The following is a 19,330-nucleotide window of genomic DNA, read 5'->3' on the forward strand; positions in this document are numbered from 1 at the left end:
GTGGTCGGCCGGGGCAGCTGCGCTGCGGGTCCACGCCAGGGCGTGAAGGTCAGCTTAGCCACCGTCACCATCGGTCTCGGGCGTTCCTCCCGGACGGACGAACAGCACACCCGCGTCCCTCACGTGGCCGGCGCGCCGAACCCGGGGAGTTGCCGCCGCAGCCGGTGTCCGAGCTGCACGTGCTGCGACCTCGCGCCGCGGCGGTCGTCGTCATCGGTGGCCAGGTCGGCGAGCAGACCCCACGCCGCCCACTCGAGCGGCCGTTGTCGGAGGACACCTGCCCTCGACGCGACGTCGGTTGCGGTCTCCCGTGCCGCGTCCCGCTCCCCCACCCCCGCCCGGCAGGCGGCGACGAGGAGGTCGGTCTTGAGCCGATGCCGCGCCGACGGGCAGTCGGCGGCCAGGGACGCCGCACGGTCCGCGGCGACCATCGCCTCCGCGGCACGCCCCGAGTAGAGATGCCACTCGGCCCGGACCCACGCGGTCCGGAGGGCAGGTCGGCCCCCGCACTCCCACCGCCGCGTCGGGCGACCCGCGTCGAGGACCTCCTCGGCGCGCGTCAGCAGCCGGCCGGACCCGGCGAGGTCACCGGTCCCGAGCCGGTCCGCGGCGAGCCCGGTGAGCGCGTCGGCGAGGACGGCGCACCGACCGGACCCGTCCGGCGCGGCGTGGGCGAGCGCCGCCGCCGCGCCGTCGTCGACGAGCGCGCATCGGTGGCCGCCCGCCTGACGACGATGCGAGGCCAGCGCGCACCGCGCCGCCGAGCGCAGCACCGCGTCCGTGTCCCTGTCGGCGGCGAGTCGTCGCAGGTCGGCGGCGGCTCGGGCGTACCGGCCCTGCGCCGCGAGCGCGATCGCCCGCAGCAACACCTCGCGCGGATCGTCGACGAGGAACACCATCGACGGATCGTCAACATTTCGATCCACGAATTCACCGAATGCGATTTCGTGCACCTCCGGCGGACTCATCCGCGACCCACTTTCGTCAATTAGCCAGAATTTAACCTGCGCGACACATCTTTTTCCGACCGTCCACGTCACCGCGACGTCACATGGTCATGTCATGGATGTGTCGTGAGTGCCCTCGTGGGATGGCACGCAACCGAGCGTCACGAACCCCGCGTCCGATGCCGACGATGGGCGAAACCGCTGATGAGAGGCCACATCTGCTCGTCGGAGTCCGTGTCGTGTACGTCATCCGACCGACGTATTCGGCCTCGAATTCGGGGAAACGCACAGTTAACACCACTCCGAGGTTTGCGTATTTCTGGTCGTGCTGAGGCTTTGTTGACTCGTTTTCCGGCGTTGTCCTACCGTGATCTCCGACGGGCGGGACAACGAGGTTCCCGATCCCCGACGCTCGTTTCTTCGGAGCAGGTGCGCGGTCTCCGAGACCACGACCAACACCGATCTCCCGGCATCTCAAGGAGAGCCCATGCCTCAGCCGAATCACCTCCCCGGTCCGAACGCCGACATCTGGGACTGGCAGATGAAGGGATTGTGCCGCGGGGTGGACTCGTCGATGTTCTTCCACCCCGACGGTGAGCGTGGTCGCGCCCGTGCGCACCGCGAGCGTCGCGCGAAGGAACTGTGCAACGCCTGCCCGGTGATCGCGCAGTGCCGTGAGCACGCACTGGCCGTCGCCGAGCCCTACGGCATCTGGGGCGGGCTGTCGGAGTCCGAGCGCGGCATGCTAATGAAGCGCGGGGTCGGTCGCCGGATGGCCGGCTGAGGCGGTCGCAGCCCTGATCGACGATCGGGGTCCACAGACACAGAAGGGGCACCCGGGAGAACCGGGTGCCCCTTCGTCGCGTCTGCGATCGCTCAGTGCGCGTGACCGTGGTGGCCACCCGCGGCGGCGTCATCCGACGGCTTGTCGGTGACGGCGCTCTCGGTGGTCAGCACCATGCGCCCGACGGACGCGGCGTTGACGACGGCCGATCGGGTGACCTTCACCGGGTCCACGACGCCCTGCGCCAGCAGGTCGCCGTACTCCAGCGTCGCGGCGTTGAAGCCGTGGCCGCGCTCGGCGGCCGCGACCGTCGCGGTGACGACGGCGCCGTCGACGCCGGCATTGGTCGCGATCCAGTGCAGCGGGGCGCGGACGGCCTGCCGGACCACCGCGACACCGATGGCCTCGTCTCCCGACAGCGACGCCTCGAGCTCGTCGAGGACACTCGACGCCTGCACGATGGCCGACCCGCCACCGGGGATCACGCCCTCTTCGACGGCCGCCTTGGCGGCGGCGACGGCGTCCTCGACGCGGTGCTTGCGCTCCTTGAGGGCGGTCTCGGTGGCCGCACCGACACGGATCACCGCGACGCCGCCGGCCAGCTTCGCCAGCCGCTCGGACAGCTTCTCGCGGTCCCAGTCGGAGTCGCTGGCCTCGATCTCGCGGCGCAGCTGCTCCGAACGGGCCGCGATGGCCTCCGAGGTGCCGGCGCCGTCGACGATGGTGGTCGAGTCCTTGGTGACCACCACGCGACGGACGGTGCCCAACAGGTCGAGTCCGGCGTCGGCCAGGCTCAGGCCGATGTCGGAACTGATGACGGTGGCGTCGGTGACGACGGCGAGATCCTCGAGGAACGCCTTGCGACGGTCACCGAAGAACGGCGCCTTCACCGCGACCACGCGCAGCGTCTTGCGGATCGAGTTCACGACCAGGGTCGACAGCGGTTCGCCCTCGACGTCCTCGGCGATGACCAGGAGCGGCTTGCCGGCCTCGGCGACCTTCTCCAGCAGCGGGAGGAAGTCGGGCAGGGAGCTGATCTTGTCGCGGTACAGCAGGACGCGGGCGTCCTCCAGCACGGCCTCCTGCGCGTCGACGTCGGTGACGAAGTACGGGGAGAGGAAGCCCTTGTCGAACTGCACGCCCTCGGTGATCTCGAGGTCCGTCGACAGGCCGGAGCCCTCCTCGACGGTGACGACGCCGTCGGCGCCGACGGTGGACATCGCGCGGCCGACCATCTCACCGACCTCGGGGTCGCGGGACGAGACGGTCGCGACCTGACCGATCGCCTCGGCCCCCTCCACCGGGGTGGCGGCGGCGAGCAGCGCGTCCGACAGGGCCTCGGCGGCCTTGCTGATCCCGGTGCCGAGGGCGATCGGGTTGGCGCCCGCGGCCACGTTGCGCAGGCCTGCCCGGATGATGGCCTGGGCGAGCACGGTCGCGGTGGTGGTGCCGTCACCGGCGACGTCGTTGGTCTTGGTGGCGACCGACTTCACCAGCTGGGCGCCGAGGTCCTCGAAGGGGTCGGAGAGGTCGATCTCGCGGGCGATGGACACGCCGTCGTTGGTGACGGTGGGCCCGCCGAACGCCTTCGCGAGCACCACGTGGCGACCGCGGGGGCCGAGGGTCACCTTGACCGCGTCGGCGAGCTTGTCGACGCCGCGCTCGAGTGCGCGCCGGGCGTCGTCGGAGAATTCGAGTTGCTTGGCCATGGATGGGTCTCCTGATGTCGGAAGACGAATCCGCCCCGGTGCCTGAGATCAGGACCGGGGCGGAACGTAAAGGGTGTTGCTTGCCGACCGGTTACTTGCCGACGACGGCGAGGACGTCGCGCGCCGACAGGATCAGGTACTCCTCACCGGCGTACTTGATCTCGGTGCCGCCGTACTTGGAGTAGATGACGGTGTCACCCTCCTTGACGTCGACCGGGACACGGTTGCCCTGCTCGGTGACCCGACCCTCGCCCACGGCGATGACGGTGCCCTCCTGGGGCTTCTCCTTGGCCGTGTCGGGGATGACCAGACCGGAGGCGGTCGTCGTCTCGGCCTCGTTGGCCTGGACGAGGATCTTGTCCTCGAGCGGCTTGATGTTCACGCTCGCCACGATGTGAGCCCTCCACTTTCAGCAGTCACGGGCAGGCGTCCTGCCTGACCCGGTTGTCGATGAGTTCCACGCATGTGGCTCCGCGCTCGGTCCCGTCGTCGCGGGTGCCGGAACCGCACTCGGTGCCGATTGGCACTCTATACACGCGAGTGCCAGCACTCAAGTGTTCTCAATGCCAACCTCAGTCCGTCGCGACGAGCTCCCGGCGACGCCGCTTCACCGCGATGAGGACGACGCTGTAGACCATCGCGACGATCGACAGACCGGAGATCACCATGATCGCGGTGTCGACACCGCCGGGCAGGGCGCCGGGGGCCACCACCGCCCGCGAGCTGGTGACGATGGCCGTGACGACCGCGAGCATGATCGCCCCGCCGACCTGCACCGACGTGTTCACCAGCCCGGAGGCCAGGCCCTGTTCGTGGTCGGCGACACCCGACGTCGCCTGCGCGTTGACCGCGGGGAAGCACAGCGCGAACCCGACGCCGAGCAGAACGATCGTCGGCAGCAGGAACTGCGCGTATCCCTGCCCCGGCTCGGTCCGCAGGAACAACAGGTACCCGACGACGAACGCCGTGAGCCCGACGGCGATGAGCACCGGTGTGCCGATCCGGGCCAGCACGCGGTCCATGCCCGTCGCACTGATGGCCACCAGCAGGCCGGCGGGCAGGAAGCCCAACGCCATCCCGATCGGCGACCAGCCGAGGGTGTTCTGCAGATAGATGGTCACCAGGAACTGGAAGGCGACGTACCCACCGAACATGGCCGCGGCGGCGACGTTGGCGTGCACCAGGGTGGTCGACCGCAGGATCCCCAGCCGCAGCAGCGGCGTCCCGTGACGCTTCTCGACGGCGACGAAGGTGACGAAGAGTGCGGCCGCGACGACGAACAGCACGATGGTCTGGGTGCTCGTCCACCCCGAGGTCGGGGCCTGGACGACGGCGTAGACCAGCGCGAGCAGGGCCCCGGTACTGGTCAGCGCACCGGCCAGGTCGAACTGCGCGAACCGGACCGGGGTGCGCTGCGACCGTGGGATGACCCGGATCCCGGCGAGGAGGAGTGCGGCCGCGATCGGCCCGGGGAAGAGCAGCGTGGCCTGCCAGGAGACCTCGGTGAGCAGCCCGCCGAACACCAGACCCAGCGAGAACCCGCTGGCACCGCAGACGGTGTAGATGCTCAGCGCCCGGTTGCGCGCCGGACCCTCCGCGAATGTCGTCGTGATGATGGACAGGCCGGCCGGGACGGTGAACGCCGCGGCGATGCCCTTGAGGAAGCGCAGCGCGACGATGGCCTCGTCCACCTGCACCACGGCGCTGACGACCGAGGCCGTCGCGAACACCGCGAGCGCCCAGAGGAAGACGCGTCGTCGTCCGAACAGGTCGCTGGCGCGGCCGCCGAGGAGCAGGAACCCGCCGTAGCCCAGCACGTAGCCCGAGACGATCCACTGCAGTTGCGACTGCGTCATGGACAGGTCGGCGCCGATCGACGGCAGGGCGACCCCCACCATGGAGACGTCGAGCCCGTCGAGAAACAACACCCCGGCGAGCACCACGAGCAGGATCCACGTCCTGCCCGCCCAGCCGCCGGCGGTCGTGACCGTCATGTGTGCCGGCGTCGCACCGGCTCCGTCGTGCCCGTCTCGTCGTGTCCCCGCGTGTCGGTCCCGGGCTTTGCGAGCGACGGTGTCGGCCACCGCGTCGACGGTCGGCCAGGGCTCCCCCGGGCGGATGTCCTCGAGTCTCACTGTCATGCGGCGAACTATATGCACGCGCATCCAATGTGTCTACAAATAATTTGTCTGCAACAAATGCATGAACATGCGGTAGGATGCGGCCATGACCGCAGATGTGTCCGCGTCGACGACGACGACGACGCCGTGCGCCGACGACCGACTCGCCGCCGCCTGGCAGCAGCTCTCCGTGCGGTATCACCGGGTGTCGTGCGAGATCGACCGCACCCTGCAGACTGCACACGGTCTCACCGGCAGCGAGTTCGAGGTCCTCGAACTCCTGGCGGCCGCGGACGACCGGTCCCTGCGGATGAGCGAGCTCGCCGCGCAGGTACACCTCAGTCAGAGCGCCCTGTCACGGTTGGTCGCCGGACTGGAGAAGGACGGGCTGGCCCAGCGGTCGATGTGCGCGGCCGACCGGCGGTCGGTGTTCACCGCGCTGACACCCGAGGGACTGGCCCGGTACGAGGCGGCCAAGCCGGCCCAACGTGCGGTGCTGCGCGCCACCGCGGTCGACGACGACGGACGATCGCTCTGCGGCGCAACCGATCTCGTCGACTGATCAGCCGTAGGCGCTGATCTGCACCGACATCCCGGGATCGGTGGCCACCGACAGCGTCGACGGCGGCGTCCCGCCCGCGATGACGTGGGCGCCGAGCGTCGCGATCATGACGCCGTTGTCGGTGCACAGTCGCGGTCGGGGGATGCGCAGGGTCACACCCGCTGCCGCACACCGTTCCTCGGCCATCGACCGGATCCGGGAGTTGGCGGTCGCTCCCCCACCCAGCACCAGCGTGTCGACGTCGAGGTCCTCGCACGCGCGCATGGCCTTGAGGGTCAGCACGTCGGCGACGGACTCCTGGAACGACGCGGCGACGTCGGCGACGGGCACCGGATCGCCTGCCCGGACGCACTTCTCGACGAATCGCGCGACCGCGGTCTTGACCCCGCTGAACGAGAAGTCGTAGCGGGCGTCGCGGGGGCCGGTCATGCCGCGGGGGAAGGCGATGGCGGTCGGGTCGCCGTCTCGGGCGGCGGCGTCCAGCGCCGGCCCTCCCGGGTACCCCAGGTCGAGCAGGCGGGCCACCTTGTCGAACGCCTCGCCGGCGGCGTCGTCGACCGTCGTGCCCAGCTCGCCGATCGGTGACCCGAGATCGTCGACCCGGAGGAGATGGGTGTGCCCGCCGGACACCAGCAGGGCCACGCACGGTGGCATCGGCCCGTGCTCGAGGGTGTCGACGGCGACGTGACCGCCGAGGTGGTTGAGCGCGTAGAGCGGTACGTCCCACGCTGCCGCATACGCTTTCGCGGCTGACACCCCCACCAGCAGCGCGCCCGCGAGACCGGGTCCGATGGTCACGCACACGGCGTCGGGGCGGTCGATCCCGGCGGTCTCCCGGGCGCGGCGCATCGTCGGGACGATCGCCTCCAGGTGCGCGCGGGAGGCGACCTCGGGCACCACCCCGCCGAAGCGGGCGTGCTCGTTCACGCTGGAGGCGACCTCGTCGGCGAGCATCGTGACGGTGCCGTCGTCGGCGAGGTCGACGATGCCCACACCGGTCTCGTCGCAGGAACTCTCGATGCCCAGGACGATCATCGGGCCACCTCCTCCACGGCGCCGAACGGCGGGCGGCGCATGGTGTACGCGTCGGCGCCGAGCGGTTGGTAGTAGCCCTTGCGCAGTCCGAGCCGCACGAAGCCGACGGACTCGTAGAGGGCGATGGCGGGGTCGTTGTCGGTACGGACCTCGAGGAACGTCTCGGCGTGCTTGTCGTCGGCGACGTCGAGGAGAGCGCGCAACAACGCCCGACCGATCCCGGAACCCCGCTGGGACGGGTCCACCGCGATGGTGTGGATCTCGCACTCGTACCCGCCGACGCGGCCCAGCACGCTGATCCCCGCGTAGGCGACGAGGACGCCGTCGTCGCGCACACCGAGATAGCGATTGGTGGGCGCACCGATCTCGGCGACGAACGCCTCGACGGGCCACGGGGATTCGTCGACGAAGATGGCGCGCTCCATCTCGGCACAGCGGGGTGCGTCGTCGACGGTGAGGGGTTCGATCGTGGTCACGGTCGCGCCCGTTCGACGGCGTCGGGACGGCGGAGATACAGCGGCACGAGCGGCTCCGGCGCGCGGTCGTCGGCGAGGGCTTCGCGGGCCGCGGTCACGAGTCCGGCGACCGTGGGCGCCTCGGTGTCCGGGTGCGCGGTGAGGCCGAGCAGCCCCGCATGGTCGGGCGAGCCGACGACGGTGTCGGGGCGGTCGAGGTCGTCGGCGAGCACCGCGGGTGCCTGCACCGCCGGGCCGTCGGTGCGGACGCCGTCGGCGTAGCGGGCCCAGTAGATCTCGCGACGGCGGGCGTCGGTGACGGCCAGCGCGGTTCCGCGCTGGGCGTCCGCGCATCCTGCGACGATGGCGTCGAGGGAGCAGACCCCCACGGCGGGGAGGCCGAGGGCGTCGGCGAATGCGGCGGCGCTGGCCATGCCGACGCGCAGCCCGGTGAACGGTCCGGGCCCGCAGCCGACGACGACGGCCTCGAGGGCGGACCGGGCGACGTCGGCCTCGGCGAGGCAGTCGAGCACGAGGCCGCTGAGGACCTCGGCGTGTCCGCGAGCCGTCGGGACGCGGCGCTCGGCGAGGGTGCTGACGGTCTCGTCGACACGCGCGACACCGACGACGAGGACCGGGGTCGCGGTGTCGATGGCCAGGACGAGCACGGTGACCCAGGGTAGTCGGGACGCCGCCCCCACCCCGAACCCCGCACCCACCGCGTCGATTGGGCGGTTACCGACGTCGACTGGGCGGCTACGTACGTCGACTGGGCGGCTACGTACGTCGACTGGGCGGATGACGATCCGCACCGTCCGCGGCCGCCCACTCGATGTCCGGAAGCGCCCAACCGACGTCCGGAAACGCCCAGTCGACGGGGTTTGTGTCGGGTTGGGGGATCAGGGGGCGGCGTCGATCCAATCCCAGGTGGCGGTGCGCTCGTCGGTGTCGTCGCCGCGACGGAGTCGGACCAGCAGGTGACGGTCGGCGAGACGCTCGACGACGCCGGCGCCCCACTCGACGACGACGACCCGCTCAGTGAGGTCGGTGTCGAGATCGAGGGCGTCGAGGTCGGCCAGGACGTCGCCGCCCGTCGACCCCAGCCGGTAGGCGTCGACGTGCACCATGCCGACACCGTCGGGACGCCCGGGCCGGTGATCCCGGGCCATGATGAACGTCGGCGAACTGATGCGGCCCGCGACGCCGAGTCCCGCCCCGATCCCCCGTGCCAGCGCGGTCTTGCCCGCCCCGAGCGGGCCGTCGAGGACGACGAGGTCCCCTGCCGTCAGTGTGCCGCCGAGTTCCGCGCCCAGCGCCTCGGTGTCGGCGACCGTCGGGAGGAGACGGTGGTGGGCGAGGTCGCTCATCGGTGCACGCTGTGGGCCACGAGCCGTTCGATCGCGTCGGACACGGCCGCCGGGTTCTCCAGCGGAACCAGGTGCCCGCAGTCCGGGATGCCGACGAGGTCGCAGTCGCCGAGCGCCCCGTGCAGCTCCACCGACCGCGCCAGCGGGGTGATGCGGTCCTCGTAGCCGCATGCGACCATCGTCGGCACGCGGCTCAGGGTCTCGAGTCCTGCTGTCTCGTCGTGGGTCTCGAGTGCGCGCAGGAAATGCACGACGGTGTCGACGGGGGTGTCGTGGATCATCGACGACGCGAACGCGCTCAGCGACGGCGAGTGGAACGTCGACCCGAAGCTGGCTGCCGTCAACACCGGCGCGACGAGCGCCTTCGTCGCCCCGCGTCCGGTCTGGACGGTCTTCGGCGCGCGCCGCACGGAGAACCGCACGGCGTTCAGCAGGGGGTTGCGCAGGCCCTCGCCGACACCCATGTCCGCGATGCCACGGGCGGCGGTGGCGACGAGTCCGACCCCGATGACCTTGTCGCCGAACAAGTCCGGCTCGCGGGCGGCGAGCGCCATCAGGGCCATGCCGCCCATCGAGTGGCCGACGACGACGACCGGTCCGTCCGGCGCCACGGCCCGGATCACGGCGGCCGTGTCCGCGCCGGCCTGCGGGATGGTCAGCGTCTCCGTCGGCGCTTCCCCCGACTCCCCGTGACCACGGTGGTCGAAGAAGACGAGACGGACGTTGTCGCCCCATGCCTGCTGGAGGTGGACGCGCTGGAAGTGCCAGCACGACATCCGCAGCGCGAACCCGTGTACGAACACCACCGAGATCGGTGCGTCGGCGGGCCCGACCTCCCGGACGGCCAGCGGCACACCGTCGTCGGCGATCACGATGCTGGCACGGTCGTCGTAGACGGCGTCGAAGTCGACGTCGGCGTTCGGGTCCTCGCGGGACGACCGCCGCGTCAGGTCCCGCGCGAGACCCCCGAGGGCGACCGCACCGAGTGTCGCGACGCCCGCGGCGCCGGCCAGGACGCCGATCCTCCGCTGACGGTCGGGACTCATCGGGTCACCGTCCGGGAGTCGACGTGTCGGCGGACGGCGCGCCCACGGATGCCGGACACGATCTCGTAGTCGATGGTCCCGATCGTGTGGGCCCACTCGGTCGCCGTCGGGCCGCCGTCGGCGCCCGTGCCGAACAGCACGGCGCGGTCACCGGGCCGGACGTCGGTGTCGGGGCCGAGGTCGACGACCATCTGGTCCATGCACACCCGTCCCACACCGGGCACGATGCCGCCGTTCACGGCGACGCGCAGCCGGTTCGACAGCAATCGCGGCACACCGTCGGCGTATCCGGCCGGCAGCAGTCCCAGGGTCGTGTCGCGGGGCGCGGTCCACGTGTGGCCGTAGGACACACCCTGTCCAGCGGACACGCGCTTGACCGCGGACACCTCCGCCGAGAGTGTCATCGCGGGGATCAGCCCGAGGTCGCCGTGATCGGGGTCGAGCGGCGAGAAGCCGTAGATGGCGATGCCGGCGCGCACCATGTCACGCGACAGGTCCGGACGGGCGAGCGCCGCAGCACTGTTGGAGACGTGGACGACCTCCGGCGGTGCACCGGCCGCGGTCAGTTCCGCGACGCACGCGTCGAGACGGGCGGCCTGCTCCTCGTTGAGGGGGTGGTCGGGGATGTCGCCGTGCGCGAGGTGACACATCGCGGTGCCGAGGACGAGCGATCCGTCCCGGACGGCGGCGACGAGCGCGTCCCGGACCGCGGGCCACTCGTGGATCCCGACGCCGTTGCGGCCCAGCCCCGTGTCGATCTTCACCCCGGCCCGAACCGGCCGGCCGGTGGACCGCGCGACGCCGAGCAGCGACTCCAGCTGGGCGGACGAGGAGACGACGATCTCGACGTCCGCGGCGACCGCCGGGGCGAAGTCCGTCGACGGCGTGTGCAGCCAGGCGATCAGCGGGGCGTCGACGCCGCCGGCCCGCACGGCGAGCGCCTCGGCGACCGTCGCGACACCGAGCGCGACCGCCCCCGCGTCGAGGGCGGCGCGCGCAACCTCCACCGCCCCGTGGCCGTAGCCGTCGGCCTTCACGACCGCCATGACCGGCGCACCCGCCCGCCGCGCGACCACCTCGACGTTGTGGGCGATCGCCGCGAGGTCGACGCAGGCGTCGAGAGCGGCGGTCACCGATGCCTCGATCCGACGGCGGCGGAACGGATCTCGCGGATCGCCGAGGGCACGGCGGCCAGGAGGTCCGACGCCCCGATCGGCGCGCCGGGCCCGTCGGCGTCGTCCGCACCCGGGACGCCGTGCGCAGCGAGGAACGCTGCCCGCGCGTGCACCCGGGCGGCGGCCGCGGCGGCGACACGCGGTGCGAGCCCCGACGCCAGCAGCGCCCCCGCGATCCCCGACAGCACGTCGCCCGCGCCGGCGGTGGCGGCCCACGACGACCCGGCGTCGTTCGCGACGACCGGTCCGGCCGCATCGGCGACGAGGGTGATGCGGCCCTTGAGGAGCACGGTGACACCGAGCTCCGCGGCGAGATCGGTGACGGCGCCGACGCGATCGTCGCCGACGTCGTGGCCGGCGAGGCGGGCGAACTCCCCGGCGTGCGGGGTGAGCAGGGTGGGGGCCGACCGGTCGGCGAACCGCTCGCGATGCCGCGACAACACCGTCAGCCCATCGGCGTCGACGAGGACGGGGACGTCGGTGGCGAGGATCCGCTGCACGAGGTCCTCGGCGGTGTCGTCGGTGCCGGCGCCCGGTCCGACGACCCACGCCTGCACCCGCCCGGCCGCGTCGAGATCCGGCGCGGCGACGATCTCGGGGTGGCGCGCCACGACCTGCTCGGCGGCCGACCCCACGTAGCGGACCATGCCCGAGGTGGCGGCGACGGCGGCGCTGCTGCACAGCACGGCTGCGCCGGGATAGCGGTCGGAGCCCGCGATGACCCCGACCACGCCCTGGGTGTACTTGTCGTCCGACGGCCCGGGGATCGGCCACTCCTGAGCGACGTCGGCGTCGGACAGGGTGACGAGTTCGGCTGCGCCCGGGTCGATCCCGATGTCGACGACCTCGACCCGACCGCACTGCGGTGCGGCGAGGACATGCGCGCGACGCAGCGCGCCGAACGTCACCGTGACCGCGGCGTGCACGGCGGGCGCGTGCACCTGGCCGGTGTCGGCGTCGACGCCGGACGGCAGGTCGACGGCGACGATCGGTGCCCGAACCCGACCGAAGACCTGTGCGGCTGCGGGACGCAACGGGCCGGTGCCGCCGAGCCCGACGACCCCGTCGACGACGAGGTCGAGATCGGTGGGCAGGGTGGTCGCCCAGCGACCACCGGCGGCGTCGAACGCGGCCGATCCGCCGGCGTGGACACGGTCGGGATCCAGCGCGAGCGCGACGACGGCCACCCCGCGCCGCGCCAGTCGGGCACCCGCGTGCAGCGCGTCACCACCGTTGTCCCCGGATCCGACGACGACGCCGACGCGGCTCCCGTAGACCGCCCCGCAGCGAGCCCGCAGTTCGTTCAGGAGAACGGCGGCGAGGCCACCCGACGCGCGGCGCATGAGCACCCCGTCGGTCAGGAGGGGTCCTGTGGCCTCCTCGGCGGCGCGGATCGCCGACACCGTGTGGTGGCTCCGCATGGGCTATTCGACCGTGACGGACTTGGCCAGGTTGCGGGGCTTGTCGACGTCGTAGCCCCGTGCCTGTGCCACCGCGGCGGCGAAGACCTGCAGCGGCACCGTCGAGACGAGCGGCTGCAGGAGGGTGGTGGTCGGGGGGATCTCCACGAGGTGGTCGGCGAACTCGGCGGCGACGGTGTCGCCCTCCTCGGCGATCACGATGGTGCGGGCACCGCGCGCCTGGATCTCGCGGATGTTGCTGACCATCTTCGAGTGCAGCAGCGGGCGACCCTGCTGGGACGGCATGACGACGATCACCGGGACGCCGTCCTCGATGAGGGCGATCGGTCCGTGCTTGAGCTCGCCCGCGGCGAAGCCCTCGGCGTGCATGTACGCCAGTTCCTTGAGCTTCAGCGCACCCTCGAGCGCGACGGGGTACCCGACGTGACGCCCGAGGAACAGCACGGTGCGGCTCTCGGCGAGACCGCGAGCCAGTTCACGCACCGGCTCCACCGTGGTGAGAACCTTGTCGACGGCCTCCGGCATCCGCTCGAGTTCGCGGAACTCGCGGGCCACCTCGTCGGGGTACTTGGTGCCGCGGGCCTGGGCGAGCGCCAGACCGACCAGGTAGGCCGCGGCGATCTGGGCGAGGAAGCACTTCGTCGACGCGACGCCGATCTCCGGTCCGGCGTGCGTGTAGAGCACCGCGTCGGACTCGCGCGGGATCTGCGCGCCGTTGGTGTTGCAGATGGCCAGCACGCGGGCCTTCTGCTCCTTGGCGTGGCGCACCGCCTCCAGCGTGTCGGCCGTCTCCCCCGACTGCGAGATCGCGACGACGAGCGTCGACCGGTCGAGGACGGGGTCGCGGTAGCGGAACTCGCTGGCCAGCTCGACCTCGACGGGCAACCGCGTCCAGTGCTCGATCGCGTACTTCGCCAGCAGGCCCGCGTGATACGCGGTCCCGCAGGCGACGACGAACACCTTGTCGGTGTCGCGGAGATCCTGGTCGGTGATGCGCTGCTCGTCGAGGATGACCCGGCCGTTCTCGAAGTGGCCGACAAGGGTGTCGGCGAGCGCCTGCGGCTGCTCGGCGATCTCCTTGAGCATGAAGTAGTCGTGGCCGCCCTTCTCGGCGGCGGCGAGATCCCAGTCGATGTGGAACGGGGTGCCGGTCCGCGGCGACCCGTCGAACCCGGTGATCGTGTAGCTGTCGGCGGTGATCACAACGACCTCGTCGTGGCCGAGCTCGACGGCGTCGCGGGTGTGGTCGATGAAGGCGGCGACGTCGGACCCGACGAACATCTCACCGTCGCCCACGCCGACGACCAGCGGCGTCGACCGTCGCGCGGCGACGATGGTGTCCGGGTGGTCGGAGTGGGTGAAGACCAGCGTGAACGCACCCTCCAGGCGTCCGAGCACCGCGTACGCGGAGGCGACGAAGTCCCCGGCGTGCGGACCCGACGAGTACTCGAGGTCGAGCATGTGGACCGCCACCTCGGTGTCGGTGTCGGAGCTGAACTCGACCCCGGCCGCCTCCACCTCGGCGCGCAACGGCGCGTAGTTCTCGATGATGCCGTTGTGCACGACCGCGACCCGGCCGTCGCGCGACCGGTGCGGGTGGGCATTGCGGTCGGTGGGCCGACCGTGCGTCGCCCAGCGGGTGTGACCCATACCGGTGGTGCCGGCGAACTGATCACGCCCGACGGTCGCGAGCTGCTTGTCGAGGTTCTCCAGACGCCCGGCCCGCTTCTCCACCGCGGTGCCGCCGTGCCCGTCGAGGATGGCCACCCCGGCCGAGTCGTAGCCGCGGTACTCCATCCGGCGCAGCGCCTCGACGACGATCTCCAGCGCATCGCGCCGACCGACGTATCCGACGATTCCACACATTCGTGACAGCGTACTGCGACGGCCCGTACGCTCGCGAAACCGTGTCGGGCGCCGTCGCGTGACCCGCGGCACCCCGCCTCGCATAGGGTCGACGCGTGGCCTCGGTGAAGAAGCTCGTCTCCCAGTTGTCCCGACGCGGGCCGCACCGCGTCCTGAGGGGTGACATGGCCGTCGTCGGCCTGCCCGGCATCGTCTACACCCCCGAGGCCGGCTCCGACCTGCCCGGCATCGCGTTCGGGCACGGATGGCTCACCCACAGTCGGCAGTACATCGGCACCCTCGAGCACCTCGCGTCCTGGGGCATCGTCGTCGCCGTCCCGGACACCGAGCGCGGTCCGCTCGCCTCGGACCGGGCCCTCGCGGCCGACCTGGGGACCGCTCTCGAGGTGATCTCGTCGGTCCGGCTGGGCCCGGGTCGCATCACCGTGCATCCCGAGCGCCTCGGACTGGCCGGTCACGGTCTCGGCGCGTCGGCGGCGGTCCTCGCCGCCGGTGACTCCGACCGCGCCCGCTCCCTCGCCGCCCTCTTCCCCGCCCCGACGTCCCCGGCCGTGCTGCCCGCGGCGCACCGCGCCCGCGTCCCCGCGCTGGTGCTGGCCGCGCCCGACGACCTCGACGGCGTCACCTCCAACGCGCTCGCGATCCGCCGATCGCTCCAGGGCGACCAGGTCGCGCTGCGGACGGTCCCCAAGGCGTCCAACCGCGGCCTCGTCGAGGGCTTCAGCATCCGCAAGCGCCTCGGCGACGACTCCGACCAGAAGAAGACCCAGCGCGCCACCCGCGCCGCGCTCACCGGTTTCCTCCTCGCCACCCTCGGCGACCCCGGTCGACGCCGTGCCGTCCAGGGCGACGCGACTTACGCCGCCTTCGCGGACCCGTCGCAGGACATCGGCAAGCTGGTGACCGTCGACCCGGACACCGTCGAGGACCCCGACGTCGACCAGCTCACGCGCCTGCTGCGTCGCTGAGCGCCGCGATCTCCGTCGGCCCGAGGACCGGCCCGTCGGCCTCGGCGGCGTCCTCGCGATCGCGATCGTCGATGTCGTCCACGACGGGGTCGCGCCAGTCACCGGCGGCGGCGTCCCGCGTCGCACGGTGCCGCTGCTCCACCGATCTCAGCGTCGTCACCGCGCGCGCCACGATCGCCTCGATCTGATCCGCCGGATTCACGCCGGCCTCGTCGACGTCGTCACCGGTCCCCCGCGAGCGCGAGCCCACCACCGTCGTCCGGGTCCGGCCTCCCAGGCGTGTCCGACCGCGTGACGGCCGCCGGCGCATCGTGCGCGGGCGCCTCGACGGGGGCCGCGGGCTCGGACCGGGTTGCGGGCGGCGCGGGTTCGGCGGGGGCCGGATCGGCGGGAAGCGGGTCGGATTCGACAGGACCTCGTTGAGCGGACGAGTCCGACGGCGACGACGGTTCGTCGTCGTACCGGAGGTTGAGCTGCGGACGGGTGCCGACGGGCGGCGTGTCCTGCCTCGGGGCTGCGTCCGGTTCGGGCGTCGCGGACCGTTCCGTCGCGTCGGGCTGCGCCGTACCGGTTCTCGACCCGTCCACCGGCGGAGGGCCCGGCTGCGCCGGATCCACGTCGAGGGCGGTGTCGACGATGCGCGCGACCACGCTCGAGGCACCGGCGGCGGCCATGCCGACCGCTGTCGCGGTGACCGCACCCGCCCCCGCGAGGGCGCCGACCAGTGCCGTCGTCTCGACCGTCGACCGCGGTGGATGACCCACGTCGGTTCGCGGAGTGCTCGTCCGGGGAGGTTCGGCCAGCCGCCCCGTGCTGTCGGCGAGCACGGTGAGCACGTCGGTGATCGCCGACTCGGCGACGGTCAGTGCGGTCTCCACCGTCGTCACCGTCGCCTGCAGCAGGGCCGCGACGACCGCGCGGTTGGTGTGCAGGTCGAGCCGGGTCAGTTCGGCGATCGCCCGCCCCGCGAGGACGAGCCCGGGGACGGCGGCGAGGGTGGTGTGCAGAGCGGCCCGCAGGTCCGCCACCCCGCGCGCGGCGGCCGCCGTCGCGGCGGCCGCGGCGTGCAGTCGGTGTGCGGTCTCGTCACAGGACCGGTGGACGTCGGCGACCGCCGTGTGGGCGCGCTGCCCGGCGACGCCGCTCCATGCGACGGGCAGGTCGTCGGCGACGTCTCCGATCCCCGCGGCGACGTCGATCACCTGCTCGGCGACCGACCGCAGGCGACGGGACTCCTCGGCCAGCGCCTCCACGTCGACACCGTCGATGGCGGCGACCCGATCCGACCAGGCCTGCGGGGGCGGCAGGACCACACCGACCTCGCGGGCGATCGGCGCGAGCGCCGCGACGAACGCCACGGCCGGCGCCGCCGTCACGCCTGCCCCGCGCGTGTGATGCCCCGGGCGATGTCCGCGTCCCGAGTCGCGGTGGTCCCGACGGCCGCGACCAGGGCGTCGGCGAGCGACGACGTGCGGTCGGCCAGACCGGCGAGGACGTCACCGACTGCGGCGAGACCGGCGTCGTGCCGGGACAGGATGTCGGCCCACGGCGACGTGGACGACGTCACAGCCAGGACGGGCGCGGTGGAGCGGGCCGCGGTGTGCAGGCGGTCGGCCGCGACGGCGAGATCCCGTGCGAGTGCGCCCACCCGGGCGGTGTCGATCTCCATCCGTGCACCCATCACGTCTCCCCTGTCCGCCACGGTCGGTCGACGGCGTCTGCGCCTCGCCGCGTCTCACGCGTTGGACGCAGCGGACGACCATCCGGTTCCGGTGCGGGTCAGGATAACGGCCGACGGGCCGCGCCGGTCATCCGTGCAACAGGCCGTGGGCGCGCACCGCGTCGAGCAGCGCGTGCGGTCGATCGGCGACGGGGTCGGGTGCGACCAGCGCGAACCGGCAGCCCAGTGCCCGTGCCCCGCCGTCGGCCTCCTCGCTGTCGCCGACCATCAGCGTCCTGTCGGCGGCGACCCCCAGACCGTCGAGCGCGGCGGTGAAGATCCCGGCGGTCGGCTTGATGCGCCCGACCTCATGCGACAGTGCCCACGCGCCGATGAGCCCGTCGAGGTCGAACCGGGCCAGGACACGCCGCAGGTCGAAGGCGATGTTGCTGACGATCCCGATGCCGACGCCCGCCCCGTGCAGACGGGTCAGCACCTCGACGGTGTCGGGGTAGGGATCCCACGACCGCGGGTCGAGGACACGCTCGTACAGCGACTCCGCGTGCCCGGGGACGGTCAGCCCGCTCGACCGGAGCACGGCGAGGTAGGCGCGCCGATGGAGTTCGGGGTCGAGGTCGCGACGCTCCCATGCGGCGACGTCGTCCGGCCCGAGGTCGGCCGGGACGCCGGTGGGCGCGGTCATCCGTCGGATGAGTTCGGCCTGCAGCTCACCGTGGATCGGTGCACCGTCCTCGTCGTGCAGGTCGGTGAACCACTCGGCGCGTTCGGTGAACCGGAACAGCGTGCCGGAGAAGTCGAACAGGACCGCCTCGACGGGCGTCGCCTCTGTCACCGTCGTCATCGGCCGACTGACCCGACGATGTCGGCGATCCGTCCGGCGACCTGCTGGGCGTGCGACTGCGTCGACGCCTCGACCATGACCCGGACGAGCTGCTCGGTCCCCGAGGGTCGCAACAGGACCCGGCCGCCGTCGCCCAGCTCGGCCTCGGCGCCGGTGACGGCCTCACGGACCGCGACGGCGTCGGCCACCGAGTGCTTGTCGACGACGGGGACGTTGATGAGCACCTGCGGCAGCGTGGTGACCACCGACGCGAGGTCGGCGAGGGTCTTCCCGGTGGCGGTCATCCGCGCCATCAGCAGGAGCGCGGTGAGGACGCCGTCGCCGGTCGTGGCGTGGTCGGGGACGACGACGTGACCCGACTGCTCGCCACCGAGGGAGAACGCACCCGACCGCAGTTCCTCGACGACGTAGCGGTCGCCGACGGCGGTGGTGCGGACGGTGACACCCGCTGCGCGCATGGCGATGTGGAGCCCGAGGTTGCTCATGACGGTCGCGACGAGGGTGTCGTCGCGCAGTGTGCCCGCGTCCTTCATCGCCAGGGCGAGGACAGCGAGGATGGCGTCGCCGTCGACCGGGGTCCCGGTGTGGTCGACGGCGAGGCAGCGGTCGGCGTCGCCGTCGTGGGCGATGCCGAGATCGGCACCGTGCTCGCGGACGGCCTCGGCCACGACGTCGATGTGCGTCGACCCGCACCCGTCGTTGATCGAGTAGCCGTCGGGGTCGGCGTGGATCGCGATCACCCGGGCACCGGCCGCCGTGTACGCCTGCGGCGCAACGGCACTGGCGGCACCGTTGGCGCAGTCGACGACGACGGTGAGACCTTGCGCGGCCGACGGGGACACCCGGGCGAGGTGCGCGAGGTACTCCTCGGCGGCGCCGGACACGTCGACGACACGGCCGATGCGGTCACCGGTGGGCGGTTCGACAGCAGGACCGTCACCGTCCATGCGCGCCTCGATCGCGGCCTCGACGTCGTCGGGCAGCTTGTGGCCGCCGGCCGCGAACAGCTTGATCCCGTTGTCCGGCATGGGGTTGTGAGACGCGGAGATCATCACCCCGAACGCCGCGTCGTGGTGTGCGGTCAGGAACGCGACCGCCGGGGTCGGCAGCACGCCGACGCGCAAGGCGTCGACCCCGGCCGCGGTCAGTCCCGCACACACGGCTGCCTCGAGCATCTCGCCGGAGGCGCGGGGGTCCCGGCCGACCACGGCCACCGGACGCGCGCCGCCGGTCTCGTCGCCGGCCCCGAGCACCTGCGCGGCCGACCGCGCGATCCGCAGCGCGAGCTCCGGACCCAGATCGGCGTTCGCCAGCCCCCGGACACCGTCGGTGCCGAAATACCGTCCCACAGTT

The 19,330-nt window shown here is 72.3% G+C and carries 20 protein-coding genes; 3 read left to right on the top strand and 17 right to left on the bottom strand.

Annotated features, from left to right (window positions below):
• Positions 1–119: 119 nt before the first annotated feature.
• Positions 120–899: a hypothetical protein gene (locus LX12_RS07930; protein WP_253654005.1), complete on the bottom strand. Its 780-nt coding sequence runs from the start codon at positions 897–899 to the stop codon at positions 120–122.
• 535 nt (positions 900–1,434) lie between these two features.
• Here LX12_RS07930 and LX12_RS07935 point away from each other — a divergent pair.
• The gene (locus LX12_RS07935) at positions 1,435–1,731 is read left to right on the top strand and encodes a WhiB family transcriptional regulator (protein ID WP_253654006.1); all 297 of its coding nucleotides are present in this window, start codon (positions 1,435–1,437) and stop codon (positions 1,729–1,731) included.
• A gap of 92 nt (positions 1,732–1,823) precedes the next feature.
• On the opposite strand, the gene groL is transcribed toward LX12_RS07935, so the two are convergent.
• The 3 genes from groL to LX12_RS07950 form a co-directional block, all read right to left on the bottom strand.
• Complete coding sequence (groL, locus tag LX12_RS07940; RefSeq protein ID WP_253654007.1) at positions 1,824–3,440, bottom strand: chaperonin GroEL; 1,617 nt, start codon at positions 3,438–3,440, stop codon at positions 1,824–1,826.
• A gap of 91 nt (positions 3,441–3,531) precedes the next feature.
• A complete protein-coding gene (gene groES / locus LX12_RS07945) occupies positions 3,532–3,831 on the bottom strand; it encodes a co-chaperone GroES (protein WP_253645311.1) in 300 nt (99 codons plus the stop codon).
• A 181-nt stretch (positions 3,832–4,012) separates the two neighbouring features.
• Positions 4,013–5,434 (bottom strand): MFS transporter, encoded by a 1,422-nt coding sequence (locus LX12_RS07950; RefSeq protein ID WP_253654568.1) that lies wholly within the window; start codon positions 5,432–5,434, stop codon positions 4,013–4,015.
• A 232-nt stretch (positions 5,435–5,666) separates the two neighbouring features.
• On the opposite strand from LX12_RS07950, the gene LX12_RS07955 reads away from it, so the two are divergent.
• Entirely contained in the window at positions 5,667–6,122 is a 456-nt protein-coding gene (locus LX12_RS07955; RefSeq protein ID WP_253654008.1) for a MarR family winged helix-turn-helix transcriptional regulator, read from the top strand.
• Here LX12_RS07955 and tsaD read toward each other — a convergent pair whose 3' ends face one another.
• The 8 genes from tsaD to glmS all read right to left on the bottom strand — a co-directional run bounded on the left by tsaD (position 6,123) and on the right by glmS (position 14,487).
• The gene (tsaD, locus tag LX12_RS07960) at positions 6,123–7,157 is read right to left on the bottom strand and encodes a tRNA (adenosine(37)-N6)-threonylcarbamoyltransferase complex transferase subunit TsaD (RefSeq protein ID WP_253654009.1); all 1,035 of its coding nucleotides are present in this window, start codon (positions 7,155–7,157) and stop codon (positions 6,123–6,125) included.
• Positions 7,154–7,633: a ribosomal protein S18-alanine N-acetyltransferase gene (gene rimI / locus LX12_RS07965; RefSeq protein ID WP_308213984.1), complete on the bottom strand. Its 480-nt coding sequence runs from the start codon at positions 7,631–7,633 to the stop codon at positions 7,154–7,156. The genes tsaD and rimI overlap by 4 nt, the downstream gene beginning before the upstream one ends.
• Positions 7,630–8,280, bottom strand: a complete 651-nt coding sequence (gene tsaB / locus LX12_RS07970) for a tRNA (adenosine(37)-N6)-threonylcarbamoyltransferase complex dimerization subunit type 1 TsaB (protein ID WP_253654010.1) — start codon at positions 8,278–8,280, stop codon at positions 7,630–7,632. The genes rimI and tsaB overlap by 4 nt, the downstream gene beginning before the upstream one ends.
• 231 nt (positions 8,281–8,511) lie before the next feature.
• Complete coding sequence (tsaE, locus tag LX12_RS07975; RefSeq protein WP_253654011.1) at positions 8,512–8,979, bottom strand: tRNA (adenosine(37)-N6)-threonylcarbamoyltransferase complex ATPase subunit type 1 TsaE; 468 nt, start codon at positions 8,977–8,979, stop codon at positions 8,512–8,514.
• Positions 8,976–10,025 (bottom strand): alpha/beta fold hydrolase, encoded by a 1,050-nt coding sequence (locus LX12_RS07980; protein ID WP_253654012.1) that lies wholly within the window; start codon positions 10,023–10,025, stop codon positions 8,976–8,978. Before LX12_RS07980 ends, tsaE begins: the two co-directional genes overlap by 4 nt.
• The gene (gene alr, locus LX12_RS07985) at positions 10,022–11,158 is read right to left on the bottom strand and encodes an alanine racemase (protein ID WP_253654013.1); all 1,137 of its coding nucleotides are present in this window, start codon (positions 11,156–11,158) and stop codon (positions 10,022–10,024) included. Before alr ends, LX12_RS07980 begins: the two co-directional genes overlap by 4 nt.
• On the bottom strand, positions 11,155–12,621 hold the full coding sequence (locus LX12_RS07990) for an NAD(P)H-hydrate dehydratase (RefSeq protein WP_253654014.1): 1,467 nt from the start codon (positions 12,619–12,621) through the stop codon (positions 11,155–11,157). The genes alr and LX12_RS07990 overlap by 4 nt, the downstream gene beginning before the upstream one ends.
• A 3-nt stretch (positions 12,622–12,624) precedes the next feature.
• Positions 12,625–14,487 carry a glutamine--fructose-6-phosphate transaminase (isomerizing) gene (gene glmS, locus LX12_RS07995; protein WP_253654015.1) on the bottom strand — a complete coding sequence of 621 codons (1,863 nt, stop codon included), beginning with the start codon at positions 14,485–14,487 and terminating at the stop codon, positions 12,625–12,627.
• 95 nt (positions 14,488–14,582) lie between these two features.
• On the opposite strand from glmS, the gene LX12_RS08000 reads away from it, so the two are divergent.
• Positions 14,583–15,455 carry a dienelactone hydrolase family protein gene (locus LX12_RS08000; protein ID WP_253654016.1) on the top strand — a complete coding sequence of 291 codons (873 nt, stop codon included), beginning with the start codon at positions 14,583–14,585 and terminating at the stop codon, positions 15,453–15,455.
• Here LX12_RS08000 and LX12_RS08005 read toward each other — a convergent pair.
• The 5 genes from LX12_RS08005 to glmM all read right to left on the bottom strand — a co-directional run bounded on the left by LX12_RS08005 (position 15,433) and on the right by glmM (position 19,326).
• Positions 15,433–15,657, bottom strand: coding sequence for a hypothetical protein (locus tag LX12_RS08005; protein WP_253654017.1), 225 nt, complete (start codon positions 15,655–15,657; stop codon positions 15,433–15,435). The genes LX12_RS08000 and LX12_RS08005 overlap by 23 nt on opposite strands.
• A 19-nt stretch (positions 15,658–15,676) precedes the next feature.
• Positions 15,677–16,831, bottom strand: a complete 1,155-nt coding sequence (locus LX12_RS08010; RefSeq protein WP_253654018.1) for a hypothetical protein — start codon at positions 16,829–16,831, stop codon at positions 15,677–15,679.
• Positions 16,828–17,136, bottom strand: coding sequence for a hypothetical protein (locus LX12_RS08015; RefSeq protein WP_253654019.1), 309 nt, complete (start codon positions 17,134–17,136; stop codon positions 16,828–16,830). The genes LX12_RS08010 and LX12_RS08015 overlap by 4 nt, the downstream gene beginning before the upstream one ends.
• A 127-nt stretch (positions 17,137–17,263) precedes the next feature.
• Positions 17,264–17,977 carry an HAD family hydrolase gene (locus tag LX12_RS08020; protein WP_253654020.1) on the bottom strand — a complete coding sequence of 238 codons (714 nt, stop codon included), beginning with the start codon at positions 17,975–17,977 and terminating at the stop codon, positions 17,264–17,266.
• Positions 17,974–19,326, bottom strand: coding sequence for a phosphoglucosamine mutase (glmM, locus tag LX12_RS08025; protein ID WP_253654021.1), 1,353 nt, complete (start codon positions 19,324–19,326; stop codon positions 17,974–17,976). The genes LX12_RS08020 and glmM overlap by 4 nt, the downstream gene beginning before the upstream one ends.
• Positions 19,327–19,330 lie beyond the last annotated feature (4 nt).

Source organism: Williamsia serinedens (genome assembly GCF_024171725.1).
Classification (GTDB): Bacteria; Actinomycetota; Actinomycetes; order Mycobacteriales; family Mycobacteriaceae; genus Williamsia_A; species Williamsia_A serinedens.

What these genes read in the sequence shown, in the direction of transcription:
- LX12_RS07930 (WP_253654005.1), bottom strand. Translation starts at nt 899, where the DNA reads ATGGTGTTCCTCGTCGACGATCCGCGCGAGGTGTTGCTGCGGGCGATC.
- LX12_RS07935 (WP_253654006.1), top strand. Translation starts at nt 1,435, where the DNA reads ATGCCTCAGCCGAATCACCTCCCCGGTCCGAACGCCGACATCTGGGAC.
- groL (WP_253654007.1), bottom strand. Translation starts at nt 3,440, where the DNA reads ATGGCCAAGCAACTCGAATTCTCCGACGACGCCCGGCGCGCACTCGAG.
- LX12_RS07950 (WP_253654568.1), bottom strand. Translation starts at nt 5,434, where the DNA reads ATGACGGTCACGACCGCCGGCGGCTGGGCGGGCAGGACGTGGATCCTG.
- LX12_RS07955 (WP_253654008.1), top strand. Translation starts at nt 5,667, where the DNA reads ATGACCGCAGATGTGTCCGCGTCGACGACGACGACGACGCCGTGCGCC.
- tsaD (WP_253654009.1), bottom strand. Translation starts at nt 7,157, where the DNA reads ATGATCGTCCTGGGCATCGAGAGTTCCTGCGACGAGACCGGTGTGGGC.
- tsaE (WP_253654011.1), bottom strand. Translation starts at nt 8,979, where the DNA reads ATGAGCGACCTCGCCCACCACCGTCTCCTCCCGACGGTCGCCGACACC.
- LX12_RS07980 (WP_253654012.1), bottom strand. Translation starts at nt 10,025, where the DNA reads ATGAGTCCCGACCGTCAGCGGAGGATCGGCGTCCTGGCCGGCGCCGCG.
- LX12_RS07990 (WP_253654014.1), bottom strand. Translation starts at nt 12,621, where the DNA reads ATGCGGAGCCACCACACGGTGTCGGCGATCCGCGCCGCCGAGGAGGCC.
- glmS (WP_253654015.1), bottom strand. Translation starts at nt 14,487, where the DNA reads ATGTGTGGAATCGTCGGATACGTCGGTCGGCGCGATGCGCTGGAGATC.
- LX12_RS08015 (WP_253654019.1), bottom strand. Translation starts at nt 17,136, where the DNA reads ATGGGTGCACGGATGGAGATCGACACCGCCCGGGTGGGCGCACTCGCA.
- LX12_RS08020 (WP_253654020.1), bottom strand. Translation starts at nt 17,977, where the DNA reads ATGACGACGGTGACAGAGGCGACGCCCGTCGAGGCGGTCCTGTTCGAC.